Annotated in this window: 10 protein-coding genes, 4 tRNA genes and 1 rRNA gene; 4 read left to right on the top strand and 11 right to left on the bottom strand. The window is 44.9% G+C overall.

Translation table 11 applies throughout. From position 1 onward, the window contains the following. The first annotated feature begins 179 nt into the window (after window positions 1-179). Window positions 180-1,193 carry a LacI family DNA-binding transcriptional regulator gene (locus ACHCNF_RS12540; RefSeq protein WP_408072239.1) on the top strand — a complete coding sequence of 338 codons (1,014 nt, stop codon included), beginning with the start codon at window positions 180-182 and terminating at the stop codon, window positions 1,191-1,193. 91 nt (window positions 1,194-1,284) lie between these two features. After that, complete coding sequence (locus ACHCNF_RS12535; protein ID WP_408070118.1) at window positions 1,285-1,440, top strand: EamA family transporter; 156 nt, start codon at window positions 1,285-1,287, stop codon at window positions 1,438-1,440. A 5-nt stretch (window positions 1,441-1,445) separates the two neighbouring features. On the opposite strand, the gene ACHCNF_RS12530 is transcribed toward ACHCNF_RS12535, so the two are convergent. From ACHCNF_RS12530 to ACHCNF_RS12510, 5 genes are read right to left on the bottom strand one after another with little or no spacing between them, the layout of a single operon-like run. Next, a complete protein-coding gene (locus tag ACHCNF_RS12530; protein WP_408070117.1) occupies window positions 1,446-2,315 on the bottom strand; it encodes a sugar phosphate isomerase/epimerase family protein in 870 nt (289 codons plus the stop codon). Then, entirely contained in the window at window positions 2,315-3,619 is a 1,305-nt protein-coding gene (locus tag ACHCNF_RS12525; protein ID WP_408070116.1) for a glycoside hydrolase family 1 protein, read from the bottom strand. The genes ACHCNF_RS12530 and ACHCNF_RS12525 overlap by 1 nt, the downstream gene beginning before the upstream one ends. A gap of 18 nt (window positions 3,620-3,637) precedes the next feature. Next, window positions 3,638-5,899 (bottom strand): family 78 glycoside hydrolase catalytic domain, encoded by a 2,262-nt coding sequence (locus ACHCNF_RS12520; protein WP_408070115.1) that lies wholly within the window; start codon window positions 5,897-5,899, stop codon window positions 3,638-3,640. Window positions 5,900-5,918: 19 nt separating this feature from the next. Then, a complete protein-coding gene (locus tag ACHCNF_RS12515) occupies window positions 5,919-8,132 on the bottom strand; it encodes a glycoside hydrolase family 2 protein (RefSeq protein WP_408070114.1) in 2,214 nt (737 codons plus the stop codon). Window positions 8,133-8,151: 19 nt separating this feature from the next. Continuing rightward, window positions 8,152-9,666: an MFS transporter gene (locus ACHCNF_RS12510; protein ID WP_408070113.1), complete on the bottom strand. Its 1,515-nt coding sequence runs from the start codon at window positions 9,664-9,666 to the stop codon at window positions 8,152-8,154. 131 nt (window positions 9,667-9,797) lie between these two features. Between ACHCNF_RS12510 and ACHCNF_RS12505 the strand changes: the two genes are divergently transcribed. Then, window positions 9,798-10,997 (top strand): AraC family transcriptional regulator, encoded by a 1,200-nt coding sequence (locus ACHCNF_RS12505; protein WP_408070112.1) that lies wholly within the window; start codon window positions 9,798-9,800, stop codon window positions 10,995-10,997. A gap of 8 nt (window positions 10,998-11,005) precedes the next feature. Here ACHCNF_RS12505 and ACHCNF_RS12500 read toward each other — a convergent pair whose 3' ends face one another. Next, on the bottom strand, window positions 11,006-11,197 hold the full coding sequence (locus tag ACHCNF_RS12500) for a hypothetical protein (RefSeq protein WP_408070111.1): 192 nt from the start codon (window positions 11,195-11,197) through the stop codon (window positions 11,006-11,008). Between ACHCNF_RS12500 and ACHCNF_RS12495 the strand changes: the two genes are divergently transcribed. Then, entirely contained in the window at window positions 11,114-11,455 is a 342-nt protein-coding gene (locus ACHCNF_RS12495; RefSeq protein ID WP_408072238.1) for a tyrosine-type recombinase/integrase, read from the top strand. The genes ACHCNF_RS12500 and ACHCNF_RS12495 overlap by 84 nt on opposite strands. A gap of 165 nt (window positions 11,456-11,620) precedes the next feature. On the opposite strand, the gene ACHCNF_RS12490 is transcribed toward ACHCNF_RS12495, so the two are convergent. The 5 genes from ACHCNF_RS12490 to ACHCNF_RS12470 all read right to left on the bottom strand — a co-directional run bounded on the left by ACHCNF_RS12490 (window position 11,621) and on the right by ACHCNF_RS12470 (window position 15,101). Then, window positions 11,621-11,706 (bottom strand) — tRNA-Leu (locus ACHCNF_RS12490). Between the two features lie 41 nt (window positions 11,707-11,747). After that, window positions 11,748-11,821: transfer RNA gene (locus ACHCNF_RS12485), tRNA-Ile, on the bottom strand. Window positions 11,822-11,831: 10 nt separating this feature from the next. Next, a tRNA-Glu gene (locus ACHCNF_RS12480) sits at window positions 11,832-11,903 on the bottom strand. Between the two features lie 52 nt (window positions 11,904-11,955). Then, window positions 11,956-12,028, bottom strand: a tRNA-Asn gene (locus tag ACHCNF_RS12475). Between the two features lie 214 nt (window positions 12,029-12,242). After that, window positions 12,243-15,101: ribosomal RNA gene (locus tag ACHCNF_RS12470) — 23S ribosomal RNA — on the bottom strand. Between the last annotated feature and the right edge of the window lie 254 nt (window positions 15,102-15,355).

Below are 15,355 nucleotides of genomic sequence, written 5' to 3'. Positions count from 1 at the left end.
CCCCATTTTGTTTTAGGTAAACGTTTACCTTGATTTGGATTTTATATTGTTGCATTATATATGTAAATAGCAATTTTCAATAATATTGTGAGCAATTTTTTGGTTGTTTTTTATTAAGAAAACGTTTAACATTAATCCATGATCAGTATTTGGGGAAGTGAGGATAAATTGTGCCTAACATGAAGGATATCGCCAAAAAGGCCCAGGTATCTGTCGCAACAGTATCCAAGGTTTTAAATGGCACCGGAAATATAAGTGAAGAGACCACCAGGAAAATTCTGGAAATTGCTGAGGAACTTAATTATCATCCCAACCTCTATGCCAGAAATCTTAAAACTGGTTCCAGCAGGACAATTGGGATCCTTGCAGAAGACCTTACCGTATTCAACACTCCTCCAGTAATAGACGGGATCGGAGCCTGTTGTGAAGAGAAGGGTTATCGTTATCTCTTGGAAAATCTTCGCATCAACACTCTTGGTATAGATCCTGATAAAGACAAGGATAGATACTCAGAAATCAAGAACAATGCTGTTTCACACATGAGTTCCATGCAGGTTGATGGAATCATTTATCTTGGCTGCCATTCTCACAGAGTAGTACCAAGCATATTTGAAAACAATATTCCTTTCGTATGCGCTTACTGCATTTCTCCATCACTTGCGATTCCTTCTGTTTTGTATGATGATCAGCACGCCGCCTATGAAGCGGTTTCGCTTCTGATCAAAAAAGGGCACAAAAAAATAGCCACCATAACTGGCAAAGTAAGCAGCGTTCACACCAGATGGAGGCTAACAGGTTATCAGGAATCCTTATATGATCATAACATCCCCTACAATCCCGGATATGTGGTAAATGGCGATTGGTCAAGGGACAGTGGCTACAACGCCACCAAGAAACTTATCAAGCAGCATGTGACTGCTATTTTTTCCCATAACGATGAAATGGCCATGGGCGTAATAGATGCCTGCAATGATGCTGGAATTCAGGTTGGCAAAGATATTGCACTTATTGGCTTTGATAACAGGGAATTGTCAACAGTGTGTCGTCCAACACTCACAACTGTTGAACCTCCTCTTTTTGATATCGGCTACAAATCAGCCGAAGGCCTGATTTCAAAAATTGAACATAAAGAATACATTCTGAGAGGCGAAGTGCGACTTCCTTGCAGAATAATAGAAAGAGATTCTACCTGATTGGTAGAATCTCCGTTTTTCACTCCGCTCTTCCTACTCTTATAAGGCCTCTGAAAAACTCTACTGCGTCTATCAGATCATTCTCATCGGGATGTCCCTTGCATCCCTCATCATGAGCCTTGAATCGGTGTTCTCATCACTTTTCGGCTGGCTGATACTCCATCAGCTGATGTCGGGAAAAGAGATCACAGGCTGCGTTTTAATCTTTTCCGCAGTCCTTCTGGCTCAGATTCCGTCGAAATCCTGAGGTTTTCAGGACATCAATTTATGTTTCCTGAACCATTCTGCACTTACGATAAGGCTTTTTACAGGATCATTATCGATCCAGTTCTTATGGGTCTCCAGAACAATCGCTTCTACTTTGGAATTTGCCCGCACTTTTTCCAGGATAGTACCAAGGGCCATATTCCCTGTTCCGAGTTCGGCAGCATCTTCCTTAAGAATAGGCGTAATGAAAGGTCCCTTCTTTCTGCATCCCCTGTCATTTATGTGCCACATCACCATCCTGTCTGACAGCTTATCTATAAGGGCTGTAACATCGGCGCCACCATCTGCAATCCAATATGTATCAAGTTCAAAGTTTACATACTGAGGGTCTGTGTTTTCGATGATCACATCATATGCAGTTTTATCTTCTGAGATCTTCTGCAGCTCTACATTGTGATTATGATAAAGCAGTTTTACTCCATAGGGTAAAAGAGCTTTTCCGGCATTGTTCAGGCGCTCAGCAAGCTTTTTTACCTCTAATGCATTTCCGTAATCAAACCTGTACATGCCGGTTATAACAACAGTGTTCGTTCCAAAGCTCAAGGCTTCTTTCGCAACAGCCTCAGGGTTTTCTTCAATGCTGTTAAGATAGCTGTGCAGGCTTATGACTTTCAATCCGCTCTCTGAGATCAGCTTCTTCCAATCGAGTTTTCCGCCATTACCAGTGGGCATACCGGCAAATTTTGTAAGCAGCCTCACAATAAAAGGCGTTGGCTTGATCATGAAGTCATTAAGTTCAATGCCATCATATCCTGCACTTTTAATAGCTCTGAGCGTGCTAAGTGCACTCTCATAACTATTGCATCTGCTTCCTATCATTATCTGTTGTACGCCCGTCAGTACTGTGTCTTTCATTATTTCAAATAGCCTCCAAGATGCTTCAAGCTGGGCTTTGGTGCCCTGATCTGTGTTTTCCTGTCAACTGCGCAAAGACCAAATGTAAGCGCATAGCCTTTTTGCCACTCAAAATTATCGATAAGTGACCAGTGACAATATCCGATAACAGGGATTCCATCATTTATGCAGTTCTGAACACCCTCGATTGCCTTGTCGATGAACTTAACTCTCTGCTCATCATCTGCTGTTGCAATTCCATTTTCGGTAACCATGATCGGCACATTTGGCATCTCCTCATGCACGCGTCTTATTACATGCTCAAGGGCCTCAGGATATACTTCATAATCCATCTGTGTCATTGGTGTTCCCTCGGGAACAGGCACAATTCCATCAGGGCCGTAGGTAGTTCTTGTATAATTCTGAAGTCCAAAGAAATCGTCTTCCTTGATATAAGGAATGTAATGGCTGAACTCCTCATTCCAGTCGCTGTCTGCGCGCTCCTTGCCACCTTCTATGTACTGGCAGTCGTGCAGGGAAAGCGTAATACCAACTTTAATGTCGGGATTAACCGCCTTGATTGCTTCCTTGGCTGCCTGATGTGCCTTTATGACTATCATATCGCCATTTGCATCTGTTGCAGAGACAAATGTATGCGGCTGAGGATCTCCGAATACTTTGGCGTTCTCCATTGCTGCCAGCTTCATTTTCTCCATTGGATCGGAGAGATTAAGCCCAACCTGAACCTGCCCCTCCATGGAGTCGCCATCGCTTTTAGCTGCATTTGCCATCTTCGCCATCATCTGCTTCTTAAATCTTTCCATGAGAGCGCCAATCTGAAGTCTCATGTTAGCCTCATTTATGGTGCATATATACTTTATCTCGCTTCCAAGCTGCTCTGTGACGAATCTTGCATAGTTGGCAAAAAGCTCTACAACCTGCTCATTATCCCATCCTCCGAGCTTTATAAGCCACACAGGTGATGTAAAATGCATGAGAGTAATAACCGGTTCAACACCATTGTCTCTGCAGCATTTGATCATCTTCCTGTAATGTTCAATCTCTTTTTCATCAAATTTGCCCTGCTCAGGCTCAATACGTGCCCATTCAACAGAGAATCTGTAGGTGTTAAGGCCTGCATCCGCAAGCATCTTGATGTCTTCTTCGTATCTATTATAGTGATCCACAGCATCCAGTGAAGGCTCAACAAACTGTGAATACTCCATATTCTCCATTACCCAGTAATCTGAATTTGTATTGTTTCCTTCAACCTGGTGAGCTGCTGTTGATGCACCAAGCATAAATCCGTTCTTGAACTTGTTCATTTTCCTATCCTCCATTATTTAAATCTCATAACTTCCGCTTGCCAGAATTCTCTTTTCCCCGCTAGGGAGCTCCAGCTCTGCTTCCATTCCTTCAGGAATTTCAAATCGGTAGGCAAAAGAATTCGAGCTCTCAATATATTTCCATTCAGAAACTATTCGACCTTTCGGCGAATCATAGTAGCCCTTTGCATACTTAAGTCTCTCATCCGGCAGAGGCTTTATCAGGACTTTGTCAAAATTGTACCTGATTCCCAAAACACCGGACAAGAGCCATCCGGAAACAGCTCCGTAGGAATAGTGATTCAACGAATCATGTACAGTGCCGTCTTCCCTGATACCATCCCAGGTCTCCCAGATAGTGGTAGCACCTTTCTCCACCGCATAGAGCCACGAAGGATAGCTTTTCTGCAACAGCAATCTATACGCAGTATCCACATAACCGTAATCTGCAAGCACGCTGCACAGGAAAGGCGTTGAAAGGAAGCCTGTATTAAGATGATAGTCATTTTTCACTACCAGCTCGTTTAAGTCTTTAGCAGCTTCCACTGCCTCTTTTACAGGTAAAAGACAAAACGCAAGAGGCCTTACGTACTCGCACTGCCTGTCAGATCTTATATGCCCGTCTTTCAGAACCAGATATCTGTATGCCTCAGTCGCCTTTTCCGAGATCTCTTTGTACTTATCCACATCGGCGCCATTTCCAAGGAGCTCTGATATTTTGACGAGAATCCCCGATGAATATGCATAGTAAGCTGTTGCCACTTCAGGCTGGCCATCCTTGAATGCAGCCATCATGGTCTTCATAACATCTGTTCCGGGCTCGCACCACTCACCGTAGTCCATTCCGGTGTCGATGATGTATTTTCTGTAAGGGTTCTTTCCAAAGCGGTTCTTGAGCTTGCTCTTTCCTGCCCTTCTTCCGAGGAAATCCACCCACTTCTTCATCATTTCATAGTTGTCTCTAAGTATCTGCTCATCGCCATATATTCTGTACAGATTCCAGGGCACAAGAACCGCCGCATCGCCCCAGCCAACAGAAGCTGAGAACATCTCTGCTATCTTGCCCGGATTTGAGTTCTTGGGACAGATATACGCCATCTTGCCATCTGAATGCTGCCCTATCCTCACGTTCGCAAGCCATTTCTCGTAAACTCCCCTGCAGTCCATCAGGTACGCACCGGTCCTCACAAAGGCCGCTGCATCGCCTGTCCAGCCTGCTCTTTCCCTTGTGGGACAATCAGTAGGAATTTCACAGAAGTTTGACTTCATAGACCATACACTGTTTTTAAAGAGCTTGTTTACTTCATCCACGCCACATTCAAAACCCGCTGTTTCCTTCATGTCCGAATAAACAGCAATGCTCTTTATTTGGATGTCAGACGGCAAAATATCACCCGTTATCTTTGCATATCTGAATCCAAACATCGAAAAATGCGGCTTAAAATCATTCCTGCCCGGCTTGCATATATAGTTTATTTCCTGCTTTATTCCACCGGATTTGTTTCTGTCTCCGGGCTGGAAATTACTGATCGTGAAGTTTCCGTTTTCATCCAGGGTTTCACCGTGGACGAGGCAGATCTTCTCACCGCCTTTGGCATTTTCCACGACAAAAGAAGTATATCCGGCCAGGTTCTGCCCGAAATCAAATACGCTTTCTCCATTCGGAGTTGTGATAAGTCTGCCTTCAAACACTTCATGTTCCGTAACAAACGGCGATGTCTGGGCTATAAGATTCCCTTTGGCAAAAGACATCTCTCTTGCCTTATACCACTCACCAAAGCCCGAACCGGCATCGCAGGTCTCTCCCAGCTCAAGGTCCGTAAGCTTTATAGGTCCGTTTTCACAGGCATCCCAGCTGCAATCCGTAACAAGTAAAGGATTATCTATGTCTCCATCGCCTATTATCGCGCACAGAAATGAAATATCCTCTCCGTACAGATTTCTCACACCATCGATTCCGTTGCATCCTCTGTACCAGCCATCACCCAGTGTGACGAATATCTCGTTTTCCCCGCATATAAGCGTATCTGTGATCACATACTCCTGATACTGAAGCCTTTTATCATACTCATCACATCCCGGAGTCAGTCGTGCATCCGTGATACTCCGGCCATTTATAAGTATTTCATACAAGCCGTGAGCTGTGGCAAATATCCTGATCTCTCCCTTTTTATAAGAGAATGTGGCCCTTAAATATCCTGCACCTTTTCTCTTATCAGGTTCTGTCACGGTTTCAGGTGATATCCACTTTGCTTTTTCAAAAATCTTAGCCGCTTCCATCTAACACCTCTTGTGTTCTTTACTGCTTTTTAATACTCATAAGAGCATTTGAAAGTGCCTTAATCTCGTCAGATTCTATATCCATTCCGCCCTGTTGCAGGAGCTTCTTAAGGGGTTGGCGGGCAATCATCTGCTGCATTGCTTCTGAAATCTCTACGCCTTCTCCCATTCCGCCTGCTGTTCTTGATGTCATTGCTGCCATCATCCTGTCGAGAATTGCTTTTCCTTCAGGTATGGCCTGAATCTCTGCCATTGTACTTGAAAGAGAAAGGTATCCCTCTTTTTCCTCAGGTTCATCTGCCTTATCAAACCAGTTTCTGACCTTTTTGTCGGGAGCAAAGTATGCAGGATTGGGCTCAGAAACCTTTGCTATCTCCATTTCATCAGATAACTCGCCTGAAACAGCCTTTATTGTATGTACTCCGGTTATGGGAACATTAAACTTAAATACGTGTTCTCCGCTTGCATTTCCAACTTCTACACCGTCAACAAAGAGTGTGACGGACTTTTGGTTTGAATATACCTTTATCTCTGTATTATCCTCGATGCGGTCGTGATATCTTTTTCCGCAAAGATGGATGAAAGGCTCATCTGACCACCATGCTTTATAAATGTAATAGGCGTCTTTCTTCTGCTTTCTGTCAAAGGTGATGACGCCCTTGTGGTTTTTGCCCGGATCTCCTGCCTCATCTCGTCCTGCTGCAGCAAATTCAAACATATTCCAAAGATATGTTCCCCAGATATATGGACGGGTGCTGAACATTTCAAGCATATGCTCGTGATAAACAGCCTGATAACTCTCTGTATAATCGCCTTTTTCAGGTATTGGAGACTGAAGCGTAATTACTGAATCTGCGCCATACTCCGTAAGTCCTATTGCCACATCGGGATGCTGATTATGGAAATCGTCAAACCACTTGTCATTGTCCTCCATCTCGCCTACATACCAGCCATAGTAGAGGTTGTAGCCGCGAATATCAGGCAGTGTTACAAGAGGCGAGTCTGTCTCAAGAAGGAACAGATTTGCCATGGCAGAATATCTGATAGGATCCATCTCGTGGACAATATCATTTAATATCCTGTGGTTCTCCAAAAGATCTTCAGTAACACCCTGCAAAGAGATTTCATTTGAAAGTGCCCAGCACATTATCGATGCATGATTGTAGTTCTGGCTTATCAGCTCTTTCATCTGGGATATGGTGTTCTCTCTTCCACTGTCCATATGTACAGTGATATATGGAATCTCAGCCCATACTACTATTCCCCTTTCATCACAAAGATCATAGAAGTACTGATCATGCTGATAATGCGCAAGCCTTATGGAATTGGCACCCATGGAGAGGATGAGATCAATGTCCTCCTTGTGCATTTCTTTTGTCAGTGCATTGCCAACTCCTGCCCTGTCCTGATGCCTTGAAACTCCTCGAAGCGGATAGCTTTCTCCATTGAGGAAAAATCCTTTATGAGGATCAACATGAAACTGCCTTACTCCAAACCTGTCATAGATTCTGTCACACTCTTTTGTTCCATCCAAAAGAGTTGCTGTTATGTTGTACAAGAACGGATCCTTGAGACCGTTCCATAAATGTGGCTCTTTTATCGTGATCTTACCGCAGGCAACATATCCACAGGATGCATTCTCTGCCGGAACCACCTCAAACTCCTGCTCTGTTACACCGTCAATTGATATTCTTACGCGATCTCCGCCGCTTGTGTATGCCTTTATTTCAATTTCAGCATCATTTCCGTTTAGTCTTGGTGTGACGTACAGTCCTTTTCCACCATAATAGTCCATGTCAAAGTGCTTTTCATCCACAACCACAAGATAAACATCCCTGTAAATGCCACCATAGAAAGTGAAATCCGCTTTCTGTGGATACACCCTTGTATTGGGCTCGTTGGAAACAGAAACTGCCATCTCATTTAAATCTGAAAGTGCCTCTGTAATGTCCGTCCTAAAGCAGGAATATCCGCCATCATGGCTCGCTACCTCACGGCCGTTTAAAACAACTTTTGCAGAGGAGTTAGCGCCTCGAAATTCCACAAACACCCGCTGTCCCTCTTCCATTACCGGTCTTTCAAATGTCTTTTTATAAAGGCAGGTTCCTCTGTAATACTGCTCAGGCCCCGTCTGTCCATCAACAGTATTCCAGGTATGAGGAAGAGTTATGCTTTTGCTCTTTCCCTCTTTTTCAAATATCCAGTTATCATTCCAAAGAATTGTTGTTCGCATGTTTCACCTCTCCAGTTTTTTACTGACCCATTGCAGCCTTTTTCTTCTCACCGATACTCTTCTGGATCTCTTCCATCTTCTCGTATGTGAGCTCAGAATTCTTCATTGCCAGAAGTGTGCAGATCCATCCCACTATAGGGAATCCGATAAGAAGTATTACGGTCATAACTCTGACGCCGAAGGTAAGCGGATCACCCTGCTGAGGCGCTGTAGTTGTATATCCTATAAGTCCGATCATGAGTGTTGCGATAGTTGCACCAAAAGATGAAACTATTTTGTCAATAAAGCTGTAAGTAGCGGATACTGTCGCAGGCATGTATTTTCCTGAACGATCCATCTCATAGTCAACAACATCCATTCTGAACGCGCTTGTTGATACAGAAACAACCATCTTCATTGCATTATTTCCAAATGTAAAGAGTACATAAGTGATTGCCATGAGAACTGCTCCGGTTGATAAGTTGCCACCGAATACTGTTCCCACAAGAGTTGTAGGTGTGAATAAAAGATATACTGCAAATGCGATATTCAGTCCAATACAATTCTTGGTCCAGTCGATCATGACATTTCGGCTACCCTGTTTTCCGGCAATCTTCGCACCTATGATCGCGAAAATAATGGATGGAAGCATTGCCACAGCAGAAAGAATTGATGAAATAGCCATTGATCCAAGCATGATTCCGTTAAGCATCGTGGATACTACCGCTGCAGAGCCTATTGTCTGAGCCAGCTTATCGGATGTTGCAGCCATGATGAATCTCTGAAACTCTTTGTTTTCTTTGATCAGAGCCAGCATATCCTTAAAGCTTGGCTTTTCATCGGTTTCGCCATCCTTTTTGATTCCTTTGAAATTCTCGGGAATGTCATATGGAGCAATTCCTATGCATGCCAGAATGTAGAAAAAGAGTGAAACAAGTATTACCACTACATTGTAAGTTGCGAAGTATTCTGTTCCCTGAATGTTATTAAATCTTGGGAGAATCACAGCCGATGCCACAACGCTCATGATCATCGGAACCAGATATGAATATGCTGTACTCCAGACACCGATTGTAGGACGCTGCTTAGGATCGTTGGTCAGAATGTTCATGTTGATCTGACCTGCTATACTTACGAATGTATAACCAATGATATAGATCACATAGCAGAGGACAAAAAATGCTATTCCCGCTGCACCCGTAAGTGACAGCTTTGCCCCTATATTACACATCAGTGTTGTAGCAATGGCCATAAGAAGCCATCCAAACATGATTGAAAATCTTACTTTTCCAAATCTGGAATTAAATCTTTCCAGGAAAAAAGCTATTACCGGGTCTGTAATTCCATCCAAAAGCCTTGATCCTGTGATAATAAGTCCTGTAACTGCAACAAGAATTCCAAAGTTGGAATTTCCAATATATGTTGCACCATTCATCAGCAGATAAAATGCCATCTGCCCTGCACCTGTCATCATCGCAAGCGCAATATGCCAGGTTTTAGCTCTTTTATAGGTTACCCCATTTTCTTCTCTTATCAGAGATTTGTTCTTACCCATTATTAACCCCTTTCAGTTGCATGATAATCTTTGAAAGCTTTCCTGTTATGGTCATAGTATCATTTAGTTTTGCAATATGTTAGAATTATTTTATCTCGATTAGTATTATTTTATTGTTTTGAGGAATAAATATGGACCACACTCTTTTTTCAGCTCTTTTAAAAAACCTGCTCTCTGTGGATGTCACGGATGCAACAGACATGGACAGCTCTCTTTACGCCTTTGAAAAGAAATACTGCTTCAGCATAAAGATGCAGCCCATGTTTACAAACAAGGCGCTTTACTATCTTCTGTCCTCCTCCAAAGAAAGCATGATCTATGAGCTCATAGACCGGCTCGGTATCTGCTTGTCCTTTTTTACGTTTGATAACAGGATTTATATAATCGGACCTTATGTAAAAGAGAAATATTCAGAGCTTAAGACAGAAACCGTACTTGCAAAAAACGATGAATCCTCATCCAAATCATTGGCGTTTAAGCTGTATTACACAGCATTTCCCATCGTATATACCGAGCAGATCACCAGTGTTGTAAATAAATGCATAATCTCTTTTTCCCCTACGGAAAGTGAGTATTCATACAGAAGACTATCGGGGTTTATTCAGGATGTATCTGAAGAAGATGATAAGACAGAACTGTCAGAGAAGAATTACAGTGAGATCTACAGGAGATATGATCAGGAAAAGCAGTTTCTTTCGATGATAAGAAACGGAGATACCCAAAACATCCTGTCCGCATTTGAAAAAATGTCCAGCCCTGAGGTCCTTTCCGTATTTTCTAAAGAGAGCCTCAACTACTATGCCTCAGGCTATGGTCTGGCTATACTAAAAGCTCTTTCCAGAAAAGCCGCAGAAGAATCAGGTCTTTCGGTCATCACAATAGATGAGATTACCCAAAAATACACTCAGCTTTCATCAGCCACAAACAACGCCGATCTTCAGGTTCGCTTTCAGACCGATATGATCATTGAGCTGACAAAAGCAGTTCACAATCACAAGTTGTCCCTGGACAAATACTCTCCTTCCATGCAGAGAGTCCTTGAGTACATCAATCTGCATCTCGGGGACCATATATCAAACGTAGACCTCTCAACCAATGCCAATATGTCCATATCTCACCTGGCCAAGGTATTCAAAAAGGAAACAGGAGTTACCATGACGGAGTACATAGCTCTTTTGCGCTGCAAAAAAGCTGCCAACCTTCTAAAGAAGACGAATCTTCCAATCCAGGAGATCAGCAGCTACGTCGGTTACTCCGACAATAATTACTTCGTTAAAGTATTTAAAAAAAACTATGATATGACGCCTACAGAATTCAGAAAAAACACCTGATCAGAGAATTATTCCTGTTTCTGGTCGTATTTGCTGACGTAATCGGGACGATTATCCATAACAAATGTAAGGATGATGTAAAGCGGAAAGGTAATGCTCACTACTCTGTAAGATATATCTATCTTGTCCCTGAGGCTGTAGAAATCATTAAGAAAGCTCACGAGATTAACCCTGATGGGGAATATCTCTTTATGTGCCATTGCAGAACAATCAATAATGATACCTTTAACGAGCGTCTTAGAAAGTATTGCAACGATGCAGGTGTTCCTTACCTCTCCAGCCACAAATTACGTTTCACTGTTGCATCAACATTGAAAGCTGCCGGAGTAGATACTGCATATTTGCAGAAAACTTTGGGGCACTCAAATAGGGCTATGACAGAGCATTATATCAATGAAACAGTGGAAGATCCTAAGAATATTGAATATCAGCTCATGAATGCATTAAGCATCTGCTAAATAAATATACACGTTTTATGTATATCATTGTATGCAATTTAAGTCATTCAAATGCTGATATCTTCTGACTTGTACCAAAATTGTACTGATTTGTACCAAATGTATAAAATAAAGAAAGAGGCTGCAAACTCAGATAAAATCAAAGTTTACAGCCATACACATTACTGCCGGCGACCGGGATCGAACCGGTACGGGTATCGCTACCCACGGGATTTTAAGTCCCGGGCGTCTGCCAGTTCCGCCACGCCGGCGCTTTATTTACAAAAAGTCGCTATTATAGCGACTTCTTTAATGGAGCTTCGGGGACTCGAACCCAGGACCGACCGGTTATGAGCCGGTTGCTCTAACCAACTGAGCTAAAGCTCCTTATTACTGATGACTCCGACGAGGCTCGAACTCGTGTTACCGCCGTGAAAGGGCGATGTCTTAACCACTTGACCACGGAGCCGTATATTTCCTGCCTCGCAGGCTTCTTTTATTGTTTAACTCCGTTAAACGAGCTCCCCAAGTAGGACTCGAACCTACGACACTTCGGTTAACAGCCGAATGCTCTACCGACTGAGCTATTGAGGAAAATTGAACCGCGCGATGTGCGTTTCAAACAGATGCTGGGATGCTTGCATACCAAAATCTGTTTGAAATGTACATCATGTGGCGATAGCCACACGGCAGGGATTACGAAGTAATCGCTGCAGAGGTGCGGTTCATACAGTTATATATAAACCTTCCGTACCTTCAAAACCGAACACTGAACACATCTTGATCCGCTTTTTGTTCTATATCCTTATTGGACAAGCCCTCGACCTATTAGTACACATCAGCTGAACACGTTACCGTGCTTACACCTTGTGCCTATCTACCTCATAGTCTCTAAGGGGTCTTACTGCTAAAAGCAGGGATATCTCATCTTGAGGGGGGCTTCACGCTTAGATGCCTTCAGCGTTTATCCCTTCCGGACTTGGCTACCCAGCCTTATGCATCTGGCGATGCAGCTGATACACCAGCGGTCCGTCCATCCCGGTCCTCTCGTACTAAGGACAGCTCCTCTCAGATATCCTACGCCCGCGCCGGATAGGGACCGAACTGTCTCACGACGTTCTGAACCCAGCTCGCGTACCGCTTTAATGGGCGAACAGCCCAACCCTTGGGACCTGCTACAGCCCCAGGATGCGATGAGCCGACATCGAGGTGCCAAACCACTCCGTCGATGTGAACTCTTGGGAGTGATAAGCCTGTTATCCCCAGGGTAGCTTTTATCCGTTGAGCGATGGCAATCCCACTTTCATGCCACCGGATCACTAAGTCCTACTTTCGTATCTGTTCCACCCGTCGGTGTCACAGTCAGGCTCCCTTCTGCCTTTGCACTCTTCGAATGGTTTCCGTCCATTCTGAAGGAACCTTTGAGCGCCTCCGATACCCTTTCGGAGGCGACCGCCCCAGTCAAACTCCCCGGCAGACATTGTCCCCGGACCGGTTTCACGGTCCTTGGTTAGAAACCCAGTACTATAAGGGTGGTATCCCAACAGCGACTCCGCTGCAACTGACGTCACAGCCTCTCAGTCTCCCACCTATCCTGTACATACAGTACCGAATCCCAGTATCAACCTGGAGTAAAGCTCCATGGGGTCTTTCCGTCCTGGCGCGGGTAACCAGCATCTTCACTGGTACTTCAATTTCACCGGGTGCATTGCCGAGACAGTGCTCAAATCATTACGCCTTTCGTGCGGGTCGGAACTTACCCGACAAGGAATTTCGCTACCTTAGGACCGTTATAGTTACGGCCGCCGTTTACTGGGGCTTAAATTCAAAGCTTCGCTTGCGCTAACCTCTCCTCTTAACCTTCCAGCACCGGGCAGGCGTCAGCCCATATACCTCACCTTTCGGTTTCGCATAGACCTGTGTTTTTGCTAAACAGTTGCTTGAGCCTCTTCTCTGCGGCCTGCTCTCGCAGGCTCCCCTTATCCCGAAGTTACGGGGACATTTTGCCGAGTTCCTTAACAATGCTTCTCCCGCCGGCCTTAGGATCCTCTCCTCATCCACCTGTGTCGGTTTACGGTACGGGCTGATGATACGCAATAGTGGCTTTTCTTGGCAGTACGTCCATGTGCTTCACTACTCTCAGTTCGCTCCCCCTTGCGGGACCGGGTTTTCCTTTCCCGGCTCACACTTTCGTCCTGCGTCCCCACAGTTTCTGATATCATCAGGTGCAGGAATATCAACCTGCTGTCCATCGACTACGCCTTCAGGCCTCGCCTTAGGTCCCGACTTCCCCAGGGCAGATCAGCTTTACCCTGGAATCCTTGGATATTCGGCCTGGAGGATTCTCACCTCCATCTCGCTACTCATTCCGGCATTCTCTCTTCACAGCGCTCCATCGCTCCTTTCGGTACGACTTCGACGCCCCTGTGAATGCTCCCCTACCGATCTTAAGTACCCGTAGATACTCAAGATCCCCAGGCTTCGGTGTCGTGTTTCAGCCCCGGTAATTTTCGGCGCAGGACCTCTCGGCTAGTGAGCTATTACGCACTCTTTGAATGTGTGGCTGCTTCTGAGCCAACATCCTAGCTGTCTGTGAAATCCCACATCCTTTTCCACTTAACACGCACTTTGGGACCTTAGCCGTGGATCTGGGCTCTTTCCCTTTTGACTGTCCAACTTATCTCGTACAGTCTGACTCCTGTTCTTATCCTTACTGGCATTCGGAGTTTGATAATCTTTGGTAAGCGGTGAAGCCCCCGCGGATATTCAGTGCTCTACCTCCAAAAGGAATGATACAGGGCTAGCCCTAAAGCTATTTCGGGGAGAACCAGCTATCTCCGAGTTCGATTGGAATTTCTCCCCTATCCACACGTCATCTCCACCCTTTTCAACGGATGTGAGTTCGGACCTCCACAGCCTTTTACGGCCGCTTCATCCTGCACATGGATAGATCACCCGGTTTCGGGTCTATGTTATGTGACTTTCGCACTGTTCACACTTGGTTTCCCTTCGGCTCCGGACCTCAGGCCCTTAACCTCGCCGCATAACATAACTCGCCGGACCGTTCTACAAAAAGTACGCGATCACTCTCATAAGGAGCTTTCGCAGTTTGCAGGCACAGGGTTTCAGGTTCTCTTTCACTCCCCTCCCGGGGTCCTTTTCACCTTTCCCTCACGGTACTATGCGCTATCGGTCACTAAGGAGTATTTAGCCTTACGGGGTGGTCCCCGCGTATTCAGACAAGGTTCCACGTGTCTCGTCCTACTCTGGATACTGACTCGCTTCGGACAATTTCGCTTACGGGGCTCTCACCCTCTCTGGCAGGTCTTTCCAGGACCTTTCTGCTATCGTCCTCCATCGATTTTTCAGTCCGAACCCCGGGTGCAAGCACCCGGTTTGGGCTCTTCCGCGTTCGCTCGCCGCTACTTACGGAATCACGGTTGTTTTCTCTTCCTCCGGCTACTTAGATGTTTCAGTTCACCGGGTTCCCTCCACATGCCTATGTATTCAGCATGCAGTGACAGGAGTCTTTCCTGCCGGGTTGCCCCATTCAGATATCTGCGGCTCTCAGTGTATTTGCCACTCCCCGCAGCTTTTCGCAGCTTATCACGTCTTTCATCGGCTCTTAGTGCCAAGGCATCCGCCCTGCGCCCTACATAGCTTGACCATTGAGAAACGCGTATTTCGGACAAATTGACTGACCGGTGCTCGCACCAGGTCAGACATATTTTTCGAAATGCATGTGGCGAAGCCACACATCCGGGGAATGTTTACATTCGCCGGATGACCAGCGTTTCGGTCGTCCTGACTCATTTCTCTTATCTGCTATATAGAACTTTTGGTCCATTTAATAACCACGTTCCCGCATATATCTGATATAGCGTTATCGATATATGCTTCTTTATGTATTTCTACATTGTT

Origin of the sequence: Butyrivibrio sp. NATIVEDY162, assembly GCF_045999815.1 — a bacterium.
In the GTDB taxonomy this organism is placed as follows: domain Bacteria; phylum Bacillota; class Clostridia; order Lachnospirales; family Lachnospiraceae; genus Butyrivibrio.
This window is presented reverse-complemented; position numbering and strand designations above follow the sequence as displayed.

Bases quoted from the DNA above. Each gene is read 5' to 3' on its own strand.
- ACHCNF_RS12510 (WP_408070113.1), bottom strand. From the start codon at position 9,666: ATGGGTAAGAACAAATCTCTGATAAGAGAAGAAAATGGGGTAACCTAT.
- ACHCNF_RS12520 (WP_408070115.1), bottom strand. From the start codon at position 5,899: ATGGAAGCGGCTAAGATTTTTGAAAAAGCAAAGTGGATATCACCTGAA.
- ACHCNF_RS12535 (WP_408070118.1), top strand. From the start codon at position 1,285: ATGTCCCTTGCATCCCTCATCATGAGCCTTGAATCGGTGTTCTCATCA.
- ACHCNF_RS12515 (WP_408070114.1), bottom strand. From the start codon at position 8,132: ATGCGAACAACAATTCTTTGGAATGATAACTGGATATTTGAAAAAGAG.
- ACHCNF_RS12505 (WP_408070112.1), top strand. From the start codon at position 9,798: ATGGACCACACTCTTTTTTCAGCTCTTTTAAAAAACCTGCTCTCTGTG.
- ACHCNF_RS12530 (WP_408070117.1), bottom strand. From the start codon at position 2,315: ATGAAAGACACAGTACTGACGGGCGTACAACAGATAATGATAGGAAGC.
- ACHCNF_RS12540 (WP_408072239.1), top strand. From the start codon at position 180: ATGAAGGATATCGCCAAAAAGGCCCAGGTATCTGTCGCAACAGTATCC.
- ACHCNF_RS12500 (WP_408070111.1), bottom strand. From the start codon at position 11,197: ATGGCACATAAAGAGATATTCCCCATCAGGGTTAATCTCGTGAGCTTT.
- ACHCNF_RS12525 (WP_408070116.1), bottom strand. From the start codon at position 3,619: ATGAACAAGTTCAAGAACGGATTTATGCTTGGTGCATCAACAGCAGCT.